This window comes from Pseudomonas sp. F220, assembly GCF_057813935.1.
Genome location: NZ_JBVASJ010000003.1, coordinates 197982 through 214753 on the forward strand (window position 1 = coordinate 197982; position 16772 = coordinate 214753).

Here is a 16772-nt window from a genome sequence, read left to right on the forward strand (position 1 = left end):
AAAGCGGTGTTTCAGTCAAAGTAGATGTTGAATGTCAGTCCGTCTTCGCGAGCAAGCCCGCTCCCACATTGGCCCGGGTTGGCCACAGGAATGTGGTCAACCCGGCATCAGGTATTAAGCCGCTTCCGGCGCCTGGGCGCGGCGTATGTCCGGTTGTTTCCACGAGTCAGCAGCGCCTTCATCGATGGCTTGCTGGACTGCGCGTTTGCGACTTTCTTCAGCACGGCGGCTAAAGAACCAGACGAGGAAGGTCACCAACGACACCACCAGCAGGATCAGGCTGGCCACGGCGTTGATCTCGGGTTTCACACCCAGACGCACGGCCGAGAAGACCTCCATCGGCAAGGTCGTCGAACCCGGACCCGACACAAAGCTCGCCAACACCAGGTCATCCAGCGAAAGGGCGAAGGACATCATGCCGCCCGCCCCCAACGATGGCGCGATCATCGGGATGGTGATCAGGAAGAACACCTTCCACGGCCGCGCACCAAGGTCCATAGCCGCTTCTTCGATAGACAGGTCCAGCTCACGCAAGCGTGCCGAGACCACCACCGCTACATAGGCCGCACAGAACGTCGTGTGGGCGATCCAGATGGTGAGGATGCCGCGCTCTTGCGGCCAGCCGATCATCTGCGCCATGGCAACGAACAGCAGCAACAGCGACAGGCCGGTGATCACTTCGGGCATCACCAATGGCGCAGTGACCAGGCCACCGAATAGCGTGCGTCCCTTGAAGCGGGTAATGCGAGTCAGCACGAACGCTGCCAGCGTACCCAGTATCACCGCGGCGAACGCCGTGTAGCAGGCGATCTCCAGCGAGCGGACGACCGAGCCCATCAGTTGCGTGTTGTCCAGCAGGCCCACGTACCACTTGATCGACCAACCACCCCATACCGTCACCAGTTTCGAGGCGTTGAACGAGTAGATCACCAGGATCAGCATCGGCGCGTAGATGAACACCAGCCCCAATATCAGCATCAGGCTTGAAAAACTGAAGCGCTTCATTCTTTGCCCTCCATTTCTTTAGCCTGACTACGGTTGAAGAGGATGATCGGCACAATCAGGATCGCCAGCATCACCACGGCCAAGGCGGACGCCACCGGCCAGTCACGGTTATTGAAGAACTCTTGCCAGAGCACTTTACCGATCATCAGGGTTTCCGGCCCGCCGAGCAGTTCCGGGATCACGAACTCACCCACTACAGGAATGAACACCAGCATGCAGCCGGCGATGATGCCGTTCTTGGACAGCGGGACGGTGATTTTCCAGAAGCTATTGAAGGTGCTAGAGCCCAGGTCCGACGCAGCTTCCAGCAGACTGTTGTCGTGCTTCACCAGGTTGGCGTAGAGCGGCAGGATCATAAACGGCAGGTAGGAGTAAACCACGCCGATATAGACCGCCAGGTTGGTATTGAGTATCTGCAGCGGTTCGTTGATCCAGCCCATCGACATCAGAAAGCCGTTGAGCAGGCCATTGTTGCTGAGGATGCCCATCCACGCGTAAACGCGGATCAGGATCGCCGTCCAGGTCGGCATCATGATCAGCAGCACCAGCACGGTCTGCATTTCCTTGCGTGCGCTGGCGATGGCATAGGCCATCGGATAACCAATCAGCAAGCAGAGGATGGTGCTGAAAAAAGCCATCTTCAACGAGCCAAGGTAAGCGGCGATGTACAACTCGTCGTCACCCAGCATCGCGTAGTTACCGAGGTTGAGCAGCAGTTGCACCTTGTGCTCGACGTAGCTGTAGATCTCGGTATACGGCGGAATGGCCACGTCGGCTTCTGCGAAACTGATCTTCATAACGATGAAGAACGGCAGCATGAAGAACATGAACAGCCAGAGGAACGGTATCCCGATGACCAATTGACGGCCACCGGGTGTTATTCGTTGTAGCTGGCGCTTGAATTTTTTCATGTTCATGAGCGAAGTACCACGCCGCTGTCGTCTTCCCACCAGACGTAGACCTGGTCACCCCAGGTAGGCCGCGCGCCACGGCGTTCAGCGTTGGCCACGAACGACTGGACCAGTTTTCCGTTTGGCAATTCGACGTAGAACACCGAATGCCCACCGAGGTAGGCGATGTCATGCACTTTGCCGCTCGACCAGTTGTATTCGCAGGTCGGCATCTCGGAGGTGACCAGCAGTTTTTCCGGGCGAATTGCGTAGGTGATGGACTTGTCCTGCACCGAGGTGCTGACGCCGTGGCCCACGTAGATGTTGCGATCCAGATCCTTGCAGGTAATGAGTGCATGGCCCTCGGCGTCGTCCACCACTTGGCCTTCGAAGATGTTGACGTTACCGATGAATTCGCAGACCAGACGGCTGGTCGGGGTTTCGTAGATGTCGATCGGGCTACCGATTTGGGCGATCCAGCCCAGGTGCATGATCGCAATGCGTTCAGCCATGGTCATGGCTTCTTCCTGGTCGTGGGTCACCATCACGCAGGTCACGCCGACCCGCTCGATGATCTCAACCAGCTCAAGCTGCATTTGCGAGCGCAGCTTCTTGTCCAGCGCACCCATTGGCTCGTCGAGCAGCAACAACTTCGGTCGCTTGGCCAGAGAGCGAGCAAGTGCCACTCGCTGACGCTGACCACCGGACAGTTGATGCGGTTTGCGCTTGGCGTATTGGCTCATCTGTACCAGCTTGAGCATCTCCGTCACACGAGCGTCGACTTCAGACGCCGGAATCTTGTCCTGCTTGAGGCCGAAGGCGATGTTCTGCGCCACAGTCATGTGCGGGAACAAGGCATAGGACTGGAACATCATGTTGATCGGCCGCTCGTACGGCGGCATGTCAGTGATATCCACACCATCGAGAAAAATGCGCCCCTCCGTTGGTCGCTCGAAACCTGCGAGCATTCGCAGCAGGGTGGATTTGCCCGATCCCGAGCCGCCGAGCAAAGCGAAAATCTCGCCTTTCTTGATTTCCAGGGACACATCGTCCACTGCAATCGTCTCGTCGAACTTCTTCGTGACCCGGTCGATTTTGACCAATACCTGTTTAGGTAATTGGTCGCCCTCGAGGGCTTTCTTATAGGCGCCGGAGGCAACTGCCATTTACGAAACTCCCAACAAAATTTGCAGTTCGCCCAATGCAGGCGAACCTTGGATAGTTTGAGCCTTTGAAGCTATTTACCCGACTTGACCTTGGTCCAGCTGCGGGTCATTAAACGTTGAATGGTCGGTGGTAGCTCGATAGACACGTAGGTCTTGTCGAGGACTGCTTGCGGCGGATAAACCGCTTCGTCGGTGCGTATGGACTGTTCCATCAGTTTGTCCGACCCGGGGTTTGGGTTGGCGTAGCCGACGTAATCACTGACCTGAGCGATGACTTCAGGTTTCAGCAAATAGTTGATGAAGGCATGGGCTTCCTTGACGTTGGCCGAATCCTTCGGAATCGCCAGCATGTCGAACCAGAGCGCGCCGCCCTCTTTCGGAATCGCGTAGGCGATATTTACACCTTTACCGGCTTCACCCGCACGGGCCTTGGCCTGGAAGATGTCGCCGGAGAAGCCGACCGCGACGCAGATGTCGCCGTTGGCCAGGTCCGAGATGTACTTGGAAGAGTGGAAGTAAGTCACGTAAGGCCGCACCGCCAGCAACTTGGCTTCAGCCTTTTTGTAATCTTCGGGGTTGGTGCTGTTGGCGTTCAGGCCCATGTAGTTGAGGACCGTGGGCATCATTTCATCGGCGGAGTCGAGGAACGCTACGCCACAACTGTGCAGCTTCTTGATGTTCTCAGGCTCGAACAGCACGCTCCAGGAGTCGATCTTGTCGACACCCAGCACCGCCTTGACCTTCTCGACGTTGTAGCCGATGCCGTTGGTGCCCCATAGGTAAGGCACCGCGTATTGGTTGCCCGGATCGTTCTTCTCCAGGCGTTTGAGCAACTCCGGGTCGAGGTTCGAATAGTTCGGCAACTTTGACTTGTCGAGCTTCTGGAATGCCCCGGCCTTGATCTGCTTGCCCAAGAAATGGTTGGACGGTACGACCACGTCATAACCGGTACGCCCGGCCAGCAACTTGCCTTCCAGGGTTTCATTGGAATCGAATACGTCATACACCGGCTTGATGCCAGTGGCTTTATTGAAGTCCACCAGGGTCGTCTGACCGATATAGTCCGACCAGTTATAAATATGCACGGTGGGTGCCGATTGAACACTGACGGCCAGCGTCAGGCCAGTACCTACCAGCATGGCATTGCGAAAAAAAGAAATAGGCAAGTGGAGGTCCTCTAAATAGTTGGGCCGCAGTCGTGCCCGCGTTACATGACAGCCATGGCTGCCCGGCAACAAAACCGGCGCGCAACTTACCCTCGATAACCCGATTCAGCAAAACTTTCTGTCATTTAAATTCTGTAGCCGCCACCTGCGGCAGCGGCTACAGGGTCTTACGGTTATTTACCCGATTTGATTTTGGTCCAGCTGCGGGTCAGGATTCGCTGGGTAGCGGCCGGTGAGTCGGCAATGGCATACAGCTTGGCCTGCACATCCGCTGGCGGATAAATGCCTGGGTCGCTGGTAATTGCTTTATCGACCAGTGCGGTTGCAGCCGCGTTACCGTTCGGGAAACGCACGGCGTTGGTGATTTCAGCCATGATTTCCGGCTTCTGCAGGAAGGTCATGAACTTGTAGGCGCCTTCGACGTTTTCCGCATCTTTAGGGATAGCGACCATGTCGTAGAAGCTGCCAGCACCTTCTTTCGGAATGTTGTAGCTGACCTTAACTTTGTCACCGGCTTCTGCCGCACGGGACTTAGCCTGGTAGACGTCACCCGAATAACCGATAGCTACGCAGATGTTGCCGTTGGCAAGATCCGAGATGTACTTGGAAGAGTGGAAATAGCCAATCGATGGACGGATTTTCATGAACAGCGCTTCAGCTTCGGCCAGTTGCTTCTTGTCCTGGCTGTCGGTTGGGTAACCGAGGTAGTGCAGCGCGATTGGAATCATCTCGGTCGGCGAATCGAGGACGCTGATACCGCACGACTTCAGCTTCGCAGCGTTTTCCGGCTTGAAGATCAAATCCCAGGAATTGGTCGGTGCGTCGGCACCCAGTACTGCTTTGACCTTCTCGGCGTTAAAGCCGATACCGATCGAGCCCCACATATAAGGAAAAGCGTGTTTGTTGCCCGGGTCGCTCACCGATACCGCTTTGAGCAGCGACTCGTTGAGGTTTTTCCAGTTAGGCAGCTTGGACTTGTCCAGTTCCTGGTAAACCCCGGCTTTAATCTGTTTGGCCAGGAAGTTGTTGGACGGTACGACGATGTCGTAACCGGACTTGCCTGCCAGTAACTTGGCTTCAAGGGTTTCGTTACTGTCGAAAACGTCGTAGACGACCTTGATCCCCGACTCGGTTTCAAACTTCTTGATGGTGTCCGGTGCGATGTAATCGGACCAGTTGTACACGTGCAGCACCTTGTCATCGGCCTGGGCCGCGCCAGCCATCACGCCCATCAGGGACAAAGCGAGGAGGGTCTTGCCAGCGTTCTTTAAACCAAATGCCTTCATGCGTCATGCTCCAATTATTCTTTTTAATCACATGTTCAGTGGCCAATTCCCAGGCAACTGGAACAGTGGGTAGTCTGGCAAGATCCAACACGGGCTTTCAAGGAAAGACCCATCCTTTGTTTGCACCGAGCGGAGTGCCAACTTCGCACCCCGCTCAGAGCCTAGCACTTAGCTTTGCAATGCACTCAAGGTCAGATCCAGACACTTGCGAGCTTTAGTCACCAGTTCGTCGATCTCGGCATGACTGATCACCAGTGGCGGAGCAATGATCATGGTGTCGCCCACGGCGCGCATGATCAGCCCGTTGTCGAAGCAGAATTGCCGGCAGATCATGCCAGCGCCCTTCCCGACATACCGCGCACGGGTGGCCTTGTCCTGAACCAACTCGATGGCTCCCAACAGACCGACGCCACGAACTTCACCCACCAGCGGGTGATCATTCAGTTCCCGTAGACGCTTTTGCAAATAAGGTGCCGTTTCTGCATGAACGCGCTCGATAATTTTCTCGTCGCGCAGGATGCGGATGTTTTCCAGTGCGACCGCAGCCGCTACCGGGTGCCCGGAGTAGGTGAAACCGTGGTTGAAATCGCCACCTTCGTTGAGCACCGCGACCACTTCGTCACGCACGATCAGGCCACCCATAGGGATGTAACCGGAAGTCAGGCCCTTGGCGATGGTCATCATGTCTGGTTTGAGGTCGTAGAAATCGGTACCGAACCACTCACCGGTACGGCCGAAACCACAAATCACTTCATCGGCGACAAACAAAATGTCGTACTTGGCGAGGATCTCTTTGATGCGCGGCCAGTAGCTGTCTGGCGGCACGATCACGCCGCCCGCGCCCTGGATCGGCTCGGCAATGAAAGCACCGACGTTGTCGACGCCCAGCTCGAGGATTTTCTTCTCCAGTTGATCAGCAGCCCAGATGCCGAACTCTTCCGGACTCATGTCGCCACCTTCACCGAACCAGTACGGCTGCGGGATATGCACGATGCCCGGGATCGGCAAGTCGCCCTGTTCGTGCATATATTTCATGCCGCCCAGGCTCGCGCCGGCCACGGTCGAACCGTGGTAGCCGTTGACACGGCTGATGATGACTTTCTTGTTCGGCTGGCCTTTGATCGCCCAGTAGTGGCGGACCATACGCAGCATGGTGTCGTTGCCTTCGGAGCCGGAACCGGTGAAAAACACGTGGTTCATGCCTTCAGGTGCGATGTCGGCGATAGCCTTGGCCAATTCCAGTACCGGCGGGTGAGCGGTCTGGAAGAACAGGTTGTAATAAGGCAATTCACGCATCTGTTTGCTGGCGGCATCGGCCAGTTCATCGCGACCGTAACCGATAGCCACGCACCAGAGACCGGCCATGCCGTCGAGGATCTTGTTGCCTTCGCTGTCCCAGAGGTAAACGCCTTTGGCGTTAGTGATGATCCGCGGGCCTTTCTCTTTCAGCTGTTTGAAGTCGCTGAAAGGGGCCAGGTGGTGATCATTGCTCAGGGCTTGCCATTCACGGGTTTGCGGGTTGTTGCTGGTCATACGAATCTCCTAAGTTCAGGTTAAAGTGCGGTCTCTCTCAACCGCACCCGGCGCATCAGACGGCGAACAGCAGGAATTCCCGTTCCCACGAACTGATCACGCGCTTGAAGTTTTCATGCTCGGCCCGCTTGACCGCGACGTAGCCAGTAATGAATTTCTTGCCCAGGTACTTCTCGATGGTGGCGCTGCGTTCCATGCGCTCCAGCGCATCTTCGATGGTCAACGGCAGACGCAAATTGCGTCGTTCATAACCACGTCCGACCACGGGTGCACTCGGGTTAATGGCCTCGACCATGCCGATGAAACCGCACAGCAGGCTCGCAGCGATGGCCAGGTACGGGTTGGCGTCAGCGCCCGGCAGGCGGTTTTCCACCCGGCGGTTCTGCGGGCCAGCATCGGGTACCCGCAGGCCAACGGTGCGGTTCTCTTCGCCCCACTCCACGTTCACTGGTGCCGAAGTGTCCGGCAGGAAGCGACGGAACGAGTTGACGTTCGGCGCGAACAGCGGCAACAACTCGGGGATGAACTTCTGCAAGCCACCGATGTGGTGCAGGAACAACTCGCTCATCGAACCATCGTCATTAGAGAAGACGTTTTTACCCGTCTCGATGTCGATGATGCTCTGGTGCAAGTGCATGGCACTGCCAGGCTCACCGGTCATCGGCTTGGCCATGAAGGTCGCGGCAACGTTGTGCTTGAGCGCCGCTTCGCGCATGGTCCGCTTGAACACCAGAATCTGGTCAGCCAGGGACAGGGCATCGCCGTGACGGAAGTTGATTTCCATCTGCGCTGTGCCGTCTTCATGGATCAATGTGTCGAGATCCAGTTCCTGCAGCTCGCACCAGTCGTAGACGTCTTCGAACAATGGGTCGAATTCGTTGGCTGCTTCTATAGAGAAGGACTGGCGACCGGTTTCCGGGCGACCGGAGCGGCCAATCGGCGGCTGCAACGGGAAGTCCGGGTCTTCGCAGCGTTTGGTCAGGTAGAACTCCATTTCTGGCGCCACAATCGGCTGCCAGCCCCTATCGGAATAGAGCTTCAGGACCTTCTTGAGCACGTTGCGCGGCGACAACTCGATCGGGTTGCCCTGCTTGTCGTAGGTGTCGTGAATCACCTGGGCCGTGGGCTCGATGGCCCAGGGCACGAGAAATACCGCGTTCTGATCGGGACGGCAGATCATGTCGATGTCTGCCGGATCGAGGAGCTCGTAATAGATGTCATCTTCGACATAGTCGCCCGTCACTGTTTGCAACAGCACACTCTCGGGCAAGCGCATGCCTTTCTCGGCAATGAACTTGTTGGTCGGCGAAATCTTGCCGCGGGTAATCCCGGTTAGGTCACCAATCATGCATTCGACTTCTGTGATCTTATGGTCTTTCAACCAATCGGTGAGCTGGTCGAGGTTGTTACTCATAAATGCCTCTAGGCTGAGTTTCCTGACTTGTATAAGTCAGGCGTTAGTTGACGCATCCGCGTCGCGTTGTGTTGCCCGCTTGCGACAGGCATCGCCAAATGCCTGGAAGATGGCAAGGTAATGGGGGTTGGAGCTTACTTGCCATTCAGGGTGCCACTGCACACCTAAAGCAAAAGCCTTGCCTCCCTCGACGGAGATTGATTCGATCAGCCCGTCGGGAGCCCTGGCCTCTACACGCAGGCCCGGCGCCAGACGTTCAACGCCCTGACCATGAATCGAATTGACGGAAATTTCGCTCGGCAGACCCAGACCCGCCAGGACGCCGCCCGACTCAATGTGCATCGGATGGCTGGGGGCGTATTGCATTTCAAGTGGCTCGTTGTCGTTCTCACGATGGTCCATGAATGTGCCAACCTCATGAACCTTCTGATGCAGACTGCCGCCGAACGCCACGTTCATTTCCTGGAAACCGCGACAAATCCCGAGCACCGGAACGCCCGCCGCAACAGCGGCACGAATCAACGGGAGGGTGGTGCGATCGCGTTCAGGATCATGAGCAGTCCCCCGCGCGCTGGCAGGTCCGCTATAGTGAAAGGGTTCGACGTTGGAAGGAGAGCCGGTAAAGAGAATGCCATCCAGACCGTCAAGAATATCGGTCGGATCGAGCAGTTCCGCCAGAGACGGAAGAATCAATGGCAAGCCCTTGGCAGCGACTGCGACTGCGCGGACGTACTTATCGCCACTGATGTGATAAGCATGCAAACCGATCTGCTTAGAGCAGGCGGTGACGCCGATTAACGGCAGGCGAGACATGAAGCACCCCGGTATTATTGCTGTTATGGGTTTGAATCGAGCTTAGCCTTGTTCATTTTTTTACACAACACCCCCGTAAAAAATACAACACGGCCCGCTCAAGCCTGCGGGCGCCAAAGACCCTAAAGTTAAAAAAACGCCCTAAATTGCTCAAAAAATGCCCTTCAAGCGCTTTTTCAGGGCAAAAAAGGCCTCGCTTGACTTCGGCATGCCGTTCGGGTTGACTGAATCCCGAAGAGATCAATGATTGATATTTTTAACAACAAAGGTGTTGCATCATGTCGGTACCCCCGCGTGCCGTTCAGCTTAACGAAGCGAACGCGTTCCTTAAGGAACATCCTGAGGTTCTGTACGTTGACCTTCTGATTGCGGATATGAATGGTGTGGTGCGCGGTAAGCGCATTGAACGCACCAGCCTCCACAAGGTTTACGAGAAAGGCATCAACCTGCCGGCCTCTCTATTTGCTCTGGATATCAATGGCTCAACGGTGGAAAGCACCGGTCTGGGTCTGGACATCGGTGATGCTGACCGAATCTGTTATCCAATCCCTGACACCCTGTGCAATGAACCTTGGCAGAAGCGCCCGACCGCGCAACTGTTAATGACCATGCACGAAATCGAAGGTGAACCTTTCTTCGCCGATCCTCGCGAAGTCTTGCGACAAGTTGTCAGCAAATTCGACGACCTCGGTCTGACCATTTGCGCCGCATTTGAGCTTGAGTTCTACCTGATTGACCAGGAGAACGTGAATGGACGGCCACAACCTCCCCGCTCGCCAATCTCCGGTAAACGCCCGCACTCGACACAGGTCTACCTGATCGACGACCTCGACGAATACGTCGACTGCCTCCAGGACATTCTGGAAGGTGCGAAAGAGCAAGGCATCCCTGCCGACGCGATCGTCAAGGAAAGTGCTCCGGCGCAGTTCGAAGTGAACCTGCACCACGTTGCCGATCCGATTAAGGCCTGCGATTACGCGGTACTGCTCAAACGTCTGATCAAAAACATCGCCTACGACCATGAGATGGACACCACCTTCATGGCCAAGCCTTACCCAGGCCAGGCGGGTAACGGTCTGCACGTGCACATCTCGATCCTTGATAAAGAAGGCAAGAACATCTTTGCCAGTGAGGATCCCGAGCAGAACGCCGCATTGCGTCACGCGATCGGCGGTGTGCTCGAGACCCTACCGGCGCAGATGGCGTTCCTCTGCCCGAACGTCAACTCGTACCGTCGTTTCGGCGCACAGTTCTACGTGCCGAACTCGCCGTGCTGGGGTCTGGATAACCGTACGGTAGCCTTGCGCGTACCGACAGGTTCCGCCGATGCAGTACGTCTGGAGCACCGCGTTGCCGGCGCCGACGCCAACCCGTACCTGTTGATGGCTTCGGTTCTGGCAGGCGTGCACCACGGTCTGACCAACAAGATCGAACCTGGCGCTCCGGTCGAAGGTAACTCCTACGAGCAGAACGAGCAGAGCCTGCCGAACAACCTGCGCGATGCATTGCGCGAGCTGGACGACAGCGAAGTCATGGCCCGTTATATCGACCCGAAATACATCGATATCTTCGTCGCCTGTAAAGAGAGCGAGCTGGAGGAGTTCGAACACTCCATCTCCGACCTCGAGTACAACTGGTACCTGCATACCGTGTAAGCGGTTGCAGTAAAAAACAACGCCGCCGGCCCACAGCCTGCGGCGTTTTTTATGGGTTTATTCAGCCAGACCGAGTTGCATTCATCGCGAGCAAGCTCGCTCCTACAGGCTCTGTGGCAGCCCTCAATCATGTGATCAACATTAATCCATGTGGGAGCGAGCCTGCTCGCGATGGCGTCCTTGCAGACAACATCAAACCCTGCTCGTACAATGCCCGCTGCCCTGCAGGAGACTCAAATGACGCGCCCCGCCACTATCCGCAAACCCCGCGCACGCAGCCAGGCCCGGATCGATTCGATACTCGACGCCGCCCGCACGCTGCTTGCCGCCGAGGGCGTGGCCAGCCTGTCGATCTATAGCGTGGCTGCCGGTGCGCAGATTCCGCCGTCGTCGGTCTATCACTTTTTCGCCAGCGTCCCGGCCCTGCTCGAAGCCTTGACCGCCGATGTTCACGCGGCTTTTCGCGCCTGCCTGCAAGCGCCCATCGAACATAATTCCCTCAATGGCTGGCGCGACCTGTCGCGGCTGGTGGAGCAGCGCATGCTGAGCATCTACAGCGAAGACGCCGCCGCCCGCCAGCTGATCCTCGCTCAGCACGGCCTGACCGAAGTCACCCAAGCCGACCGCCAGCACGACATCGAGCTCGGCGACCTGATGCACAAATTGTTCGATCAACATTTCGAACTGCCCTCGCTGCCGAAGGATGTCGATGTGTTTGCGTTGGCCATGGAACTGGGCGATCGGGTGTACGCCCGATCAGTGCAGCAGCATGGGCAGATCACCCCGCGCATGGCCGAGGAAGGCATGCGGGTGTTCGATGCCTATCTGGGGCTGTATCTGCCGCCGTATTTGCCCAAACGTAAAGTGCTTTAAAAGATCGCCGCCTGCGGCAGCTCCTACACAGGCATGCAATCTTGACGGCCAACACTGCGCACATAAAAAACCCCGAAGGGCTTAAGCCCTTCGGGGTTGTCTGTAGCCCACTGCTTACAACTTGGCGATCGATACCTCGGTGGATTTCACAAAGGCAATCACTTCACTGCCGACGACCAGTTCCAGTTCTTTGACCGAGCGCGTGGTGATCACCGAAGTGACCACGCCGGATGCGGTCTGCACGTCGATTTCCGACAGAACATCACCCTCTACGATTTCCTTGATGGTGCCTTTGAACTGGTTGCGAACGTTGATGGCTTTAATGGTCATGAGCTGTATTCCTGTTTGGGTAAGAGGTTTTTGGAGCGGAGTTACTGGGCCCAACGCAATTGCGTTGGCAAGGGTGAAACGGGTTCCGGTTCAGGTGGCGAACCGGGGAGTGACAACACGCGGTTAAGGACTTCGGTTTCCAGCGCCGCCAGCCGATGGGATCCGCGAACCCGAGGGCGCGGAAGTTCCACTTGCACGTCGAGGCCGATTTCGCCGTCTTCGATCAGAATCACCCGATCAGCAATCGCCACGGCTTCACTGACGTCGTGGGTCACCAGCAGCACGGTAAATCCGTGTTTCTGCCAAAGGCGTTCGATCAATTGCTGCATCTCGATACGGGTCAGCGCATCCAGTGCGCCCAGCGGTTCGTCGAGCAACAGCAACCGAGGTTGATGAATCAATGCGCGGGCCAGTGCGACACGCTGCTTCTGCCCACCGGACAATGCTGCTGGCCACTCGTTGGCGCGATCCGCCAGGCCGACGGCGTCCAGCGCTTGCAATGCTTGCGGCCGCCAGTTGCCCTTGAGCCCGAGCCCCACGTTGTCGATGACTTTTTTCCAGGGCAGCAAACGCGCTTCCTGAAACATCAAGCGGGTGTCTTCGATCGCCTCGCTCAATGGCGCTGAACCTGCGAGCAATTCACCGCCCGTGGGTTTGTCGAGACCGGCGAGCAGGCGCAGCAAGGTACTTTTGCCGCAACCGCTGCGCCCGACCACGGCGACAAACTGACCAGCAGGGATATGCAAGCCGATTTCGCGCAACACCTGCCGTTGACCGAACGTTTTTTGCAGCTTGCGCACCGCCAGCGGAATCCCGCGCAGCAAGCGAGGTGGTAGTTGTTGAGCCGTCATACCGCACCGCCTTTGGCCACTTGATAGGCCGGATGCCAGCGCAACCAGACACGCTCCAAACCGCGGGCCGCAAGGTCGGCCAATTTGCCGAGTACCGCGTACAAGAGGATCGCCAGCACCACCACATCGGTCTGCAAGAACTCCCGGGCATTCATCGCCAGGTAACCGATGCCAGAACTGGCGGAGATGGTTTCAGCGACGATCAACGTCAGCCACATAAAGCCCAGCGCAAAGCGCACACCCACCAGAATCGAAGGCAATGCTCCCGGTAAAATCACCTGACGGAACAACCCAAAACCGGACAAACCATAACTGCGGGCCATTTCCACCAGCGCCGGGTCGACGTTGCGAATGCCGTGATAGGTGTTGAGGTAGATCGGGAACACAGTGCCCAACGCCACCAGGAAAATCTTCGCCGACTCATCGATGCCAAACCACAGAATCACCAGCGGAATCAGCGCCAGATGCGGCACGTTGCGGATCATCTGCACTGAACTGTCGAGCAGACGTTCGCCCCACTTCGACAGGCCAGTGATAAAGCCCAGGATCAAACCGATGCTGCCGCCGATCAAGAAGCCAACCGCCGCGCGCCAGCCGCTGATTGCCAGATGGGTCCAGATTTCGCCGCTGCGAACCAGACTCACACCGGCCTCGATCACCGCACTCGGTGCCGGCAGAATCCGCGTCGACAACCAGCCCGCCGATACCGACAACTGCCACACCGCCAGCAACAACACCGGCAAGGCCCACGGCGCAAGGCTGTGGATAATTTTGTGGGTCTTCATCGCCGCTCCTCAGCTCTGGGACGCAGGTTTAGGAAGAACGGGCAGGAACCGAAAAATAGTGAGGTTCATGGAGTTGTCTCCTAAGGAATTGGAGTTACGGCGCTTTGGCAACGGTCGCCGGAGGCGTCCAGATCACGTCTTTGATGCTCAGCGGTTTCGGGATCAGCTTGAGTTGGTAAAAGCTGTCGGCGATTTTTTGCTGAGCGGCGACCACTTCGGGGGTGAGGAACAGCGCGCCGTAACCCTGGCGTTTCACCGAGGTCAGGGTGATGTCTGCGGGCAGGCCGAGCAGTGTCGAAACCTGTTGGGTCACGTCTTCAGGATTGGCCCTGGACCACTCGCCGACTGCGCGCACTTCTTCCACCAGCGCCTTGATCACTTGCGGGTGTTTTTCGGCGTAGGGTTTGGTTGCCAGATAGAACTGATGGTTGTCGACTATGCCGCTGCCGTCACGCAGGGTACGTGCTTGCAGCTGCTGTTCGGCCGCAGCCTGGTACGGGTCCCAGATCACCCAGGCATCGACGCTACCGCGCTCGAACGCAGCACGGGCATCGGCCGGTGGCAGGAATACGGTCTGGATATCGGTGTACTTGAGGCCGGCATCTTCGAGGGCGCGCACTAACAGGTAGTGAACATTGGAGCCTTTGTTGAGGACGACTTTCTTGCCCTTGAGGTCTTTCACCGATTTGATTGGCGAGTCTTTCGGGACGAGGATCGCTTCGCTGGTCGGCGCTGGCGGCTCATAAGCCACGTAGAGCAAATCGGCACCGGCCGCCTGAGCGAACACCGGAGGAGTTTCACCGGTCACGCCGAAATCGATGGAACCGACGTTCAACCCTTCGAGCAGTTGCGGGCCGCCGGGAAATTCAGTCCATTGCACCTGAATGCCCTGCTCTGCCAAACGCTTTTCCAGCGAGCCTTTGGCTTTGAGCAGCACCAGGGTGCCGTATTTCTGATAGCCAATGCGCAGCGCGCCTTCGTTGGTAGCGCTTGCCTGAGCTTGAGTAATAACGCCGAAGGACACAGCCGCAGCAAACAGAGCGACCAGACCACGACGCAAAATGACAGTGCGCATAGCGCTCTCCTTTTTGCTGTTGGGTTTTGGCTGCACCTGCTTGCCCGTTAGCGGGCGAGTAAGGCGAGTACATCAAATTCAAGTAAGGCTTAAATGCTCCAGCGAGCACTCAACAAACGTTCATTCAACAGATTCGGATCAATCGGCTTTGGCCGCCGCGCCATGGCGCTATAAAACTGTTCCAGCGCCTCGCTTAAGCGTTGTTCCAATACCGGCGCCAACTGCGCCTGGGCGCTGCCTTCGCCGTAAGCTATCTGGCTGTCTTCGGCGAAAATCCCGTGGAGCATTTCCTGAGCCTTCAATGCCGACAACACCGGTTTGAGTGCGTAATCCACTGCCAGCATGTGAGCAATGCTGCCACCGGTGGCCATGGGCAACACAACCTTGTGGCTCAGTGCGCGCTCTGGCAATAAATCGAGCACGGTCTTCAGTGCGCCGGAGAACGACGCTTTGTAAACCGGCGTGGCGATCAGCAGGCCATCGGCGTTTTCAATCTGTTGCAGCAGGTTGATCACCATTGGGCTGTCGAAGCGCGCATGGAGCAAGTCTTCGGCCGGGAAGTCCCGTACCTGATAACTCACCACCTCCACACCCTGCTGCTGTAACCAGTGCTTGGAGTGTTCCAGCAGCACCCCGGAACGGGAGCGTTGGCTGGGACTTCCACCGAGTGAGACGACCAGCATGCAGATAATTCCTCAAGGGGTTGTTGGCGATTCGCTCTCTGCGATCTCGCTAAGATGAACAGACCTTAACAGCTGATTTATATATCCATAAATCTTATTTGTTCATTTGTTTATTCTTTAAATGCATATACGAAAAACATTTCTCCAGGCAAAAAAAACAGGCCGTCGAAACGGCCTGAAACCCCTGCTTTGTGGATAAGTACGCGGTCAGTAACTGTAGGAGCGAGGCTTGCCCGCGATCGGCTGCGCAGCAGTCGTAAAACCTGAGCACCCGATTCTAGCTGTGATACCGGACCGCCCCATTTGCGAGTGCTGCGTCCGAACGCGGCCCGACTCGATCGCGGGCAAGCCTCGCTCCTACAGGTTTTGCATTTCAGATCAGCGGTTCGGTTGCGGTGTCAGTCGCAGATACGGCTTCACCGCGCGGTAGCCTTTCGGGAAGCGTTTTTTGATCTCTTCTTCATCCTTGAGCGATGGCACGATCACCACCTCGTCACCGTCCTGCCAGTTGGCCGGCGTGGCCACTTTGTGGTTGTCGGTGAGCTGCAGCGAATCGATCACCCGCAAAATTTCATGAAAATTACGCCCGGTACTGGCCGGATAGGTAATGGTCAAACGCACCTTTTTGTTCGGGTCGATGATGAACAGCGAACGCACGGTCAGGGTGTCATTGGCATTGGGATGGACAAGGTCGTAGAGGTCGCAGACCTTGCGATCCGCGTCGGCGAGGATCGGGAAGTTGACGAGGGTGTTCTGGGTTTCGTTGATGTCTTCGATCCATTTGTGGTGCGAGTCCACCGGATCGACCGACAGGGCAATCGCCTTGACGCCGCGCTTGGCGAATTCGTCCTTGAGCCTGGCGGTGAAACCGAGTTCTGTGGTGCACACCGGAGTGAAGTCCGCCGGATGGGAAAACAGCACGCCCCAGCTATCGCCGAGCCACTCGTGAAAACGAATCGTGCCGGCGCTGGAATCCTGTTCGAAATCGGGGGCGATGTCGCCAAGTCTGAGGCTCATGGTGCTGCTCCTGATGAGTGCTTATTGAGCCTACTCTGCCTGCACTGAAGATTATTTAAAAAGAATAAATATTGACTTATTTAGACCTAAACAGAATATAAAAAATCTATTCAGTGGACGTACGAACACGCAAAGACCACCCCTCTCATCTGGGGTCGAGAAGGCCTTGGGTCGCTGCAAAGAGGACAATGAAGGAGAGGCTGCGGGGGATGGGCCTGACTTAAAAAGCA

At 56.8% G+C, this 16772-nt stretch carries 16 protein-coding genes; 2 read left to right on the forward strand and 14 right to left on the reverse strand.

Annotated features, from left to right (window positions below; translation table 11 throughout):
* Nucleotides 1-114 precede the first annotated feature (114 nt).
* The 8 genes from ACZYSM_RS04480 to ACZYSM_RS04515 all read right to left on the reverse strand — a co-directional run bounded on the left by ACZYSM_RS04480 (nucleotide 115) and on the right by ACZYSM_RS04515 (nucleotide 9273).
* Nucleotides 115-1005: an ABC transporter permease subunit gene (locus ACZYSM_RS04480; RefSeq protein WP_489069259.1), complete on the reverse strand. Its 891-nt coding sequence runs from the start codon at nucleotides 1003-1005 to the stop codon at nucleotides 115-117.
* The gene (locus ACZYSM_RS04485; RefSeq protein WP_489069261.1) at nucleotides 1002-1922 is read right to left on the reverse strand and encodes an ABC transporter permease subunit; all 921 of its coding nucleotides are present in this window, start codon (nucleotides 1920-1922) and stop codon (nucleotides 1002-1004) included. Before ACZYSM_RS04485 ends, ACZYSM_RS04480 begins: the two co-directional genes overlap by 4 nt.
* Nucleotides 1919-3061, reverse strand: a complete 1143-nt coding sequence (locus ACZYSM_RS04490; protein ID WP_489069263.1) for an ABC transporter ATP-binding protein — start codon at nucleotides 3059-3061, stop codon at nucleotides 1919-1921. The genes ACZYSM_RS04485 and ACZYSM_RS04490 overlap by 4 nt, the downstream gene beginning before the upstream one ends.
* Nucleotides 3062-3132: 71 nt before the next feature.
* The gene (locus ACZYSM_RS04495; RefSeq protein ID WP_489069265.1) at nucleotides 3133-4227 is read right to left on the reverse strand and encodes a polyamine ABC transporter substrate-binding protein; all 1095 of its coding nucleotides are present in this window, start codon (nucleotides 4225-4227) and stop codon (nucleotides 3133-3135) included.
* A gap of 173 nt (nucleotides 4228-4400) precedes the next feature.
* On the reverse strand, nucleotides 4401-5513 hold the full coding sequence (locus tag ACZYSM_RS04500) for a polyamine ABC transporter substrate-binding protein (RefSeq protein WP_489069267.1): 1113 nt from the start codon (nucleotides 5511-5513) through the stop codon (nucleotides 4401-4403).
* A 168-nt stretch (nucleotides 5514-5681) separates the two neighbouring features.
* Complete coding sequence (locus ACZYSM_RS04505; RefSeq protein ID WP_489069269.1) at nucleotides 5682-7046, reverse strand: aspartate aminotransferase family protein; 1365 nt, start codon at nucleotides 7044-7046, stop codon at nucleotides 5682-5684.
* Between the two features lie 55 nt (nucleotides 7047-7101).
* The gene (locus ACZYSM_RS04510) at nucleotides 7102-8460 is read right to left on the reverse strand and encodes a glutamine synthetase family protein (RefSeq protein ID WP_489069271.1); all 1359 of its coding nucleotides are present in this window, start codon (nucleotides 8458-8460) and stop codon (nucleotides 7102-7104) included.
* 36 nt (nucleotides 8461-8496) lie between these two features.
* Nucleotides 8497-9273 carry a gamma-glutamyl-gamma-aminobutyrate hydrolase family protein gene (locus ACZYSM_RS04515; RefSeq protein WP_489069273.1) on the reverse strand — a complete coding sequence of 259 codons (777 nt, stop codon included), beginning with the start codon at nucleotides 9271-9273 and terminating at the stop codon, nucleotides 8497-8499.
* Nucleotides 9274-9551: 278 nt separating this feature from the next.
* Between ACZYSM_RS04515 and ACZYSM_RS04520 the strand changes: the two genes are divergently transcribed.
* Both ACZYSM_RS04520 and ACZYSM_RS04525 read left to right on the forward strand, forming a co-directional pair.
* Complete coding sequence (locus ACZYSM_RS04520) at nucleotides 9552-10928, forward strand: glutamine synthetase family protein (RefSeq protein WP_489069275.1); 1377 nt, start codon at nucleotides 9552-9554, stop codon at nucleotides 10926-10928.
* 237 nt (nucleotides 10929-11165) lie between these two features.
* A complete protein-coding gene (locus ACZYSM_RS04525) occupies nucleotides 11166-11801 on the forward strand; it encodes a TetR/AcrR family transcriptional regulator (protein WP_489069277.1) in 636 nt (211 codons plus the stop codon).
* Nucleotides 11802-11915: 114 nt separating this feature from the next.
* On the opposite strand, the gene ACZYSM_RS04530 is transcribed toward ACZYSM_RS04525, so the two are convergent.
* The 6 genes from ACZYSM_RS04530 to ACZYSM_RS04555 form a co-directional block, all read right to left on the reverse strand.
* Nucleotides 11916-12131 (reverse strand): TOBE domain-containing protein, encoded by a 216-nt coding sequence (locus tag ACZYSM_RS04530; RefSeq protein WP_419113863.1) that lies wholly within the window; start codon nucleotides 12129-12131, stop codon nucleotides 11916-11918.
* Between the two features lie 41 nt (nucleotides 12132-12172).
* Nucleotides 12173-12982 carry an aliphatic sulfonates ABC transporter ATP-binding protein gene (gene ssuB / locus ACZYSM_RS04535; protein WP_489069280.1) on the reverse strand — a complete coding sequence of 270 codons (810 nt, stop codon included), beginning with the start codon at nucleotides 12980-12982 and terminating at the stop codon, nucleotides 12173-12175.
* Entirely contained in the window at nucleotides 12979-13767 is a 789-nt protein-coding gene (gene ssuC, locus ACZYSM_RS04540) for an aliphatic sulfonate ABC transporter permease SsuC (protein WP_489069282.1), read from the reverse strand. Before ssuC ends, ssuB begins: the two co-directional genes overlap by 4 nt.
* A 94-nt stretch (nucleotides 13768-13861) precedes the next feature.
* On the reverse strand, nucleotides 13862-14842 hold the full coding sequence (locus ACZYSM_RS04545) for a sulfonate ABC transporter substrate-binding protein (RefSeq protein ID WP_489069284.1): 981 nt from the start codon (nucleotides 14840-14842) through the stop codon (nucleotides 13862-13864).
* A gap of 89 nt (nucleotides 14843-14931) precedes the next feature.
* Nucleotides 14932-15525, reverse strand: a complete 594-nt coding sequence (gene ssuE, locus ACZYSM_RS04550; protein WP_489069285.1) for an NADPH-dependent FMN reductase — start codon at nucleotides 15523-15525, stop codon at nucleotides 14932-14934.
* Nucleotides 15526-15903: 378 nt separating this feature from the next.
* Nucleotides 15904-16542 carry a peroxiredoxin gene (locus tag ACZYSM_RS04555; RefSeq protein WP_489069287.1) on the reverse strand — a complete coding sequence of 213 codons (639 nt, stop codon included), beginning with the start codon at nucleotides 16540-16542 and terminating at the stop codon, nucleotides 15904-15906.
* Nucleotides 16543-16772 lie beyond the last annotated feature (230 nt).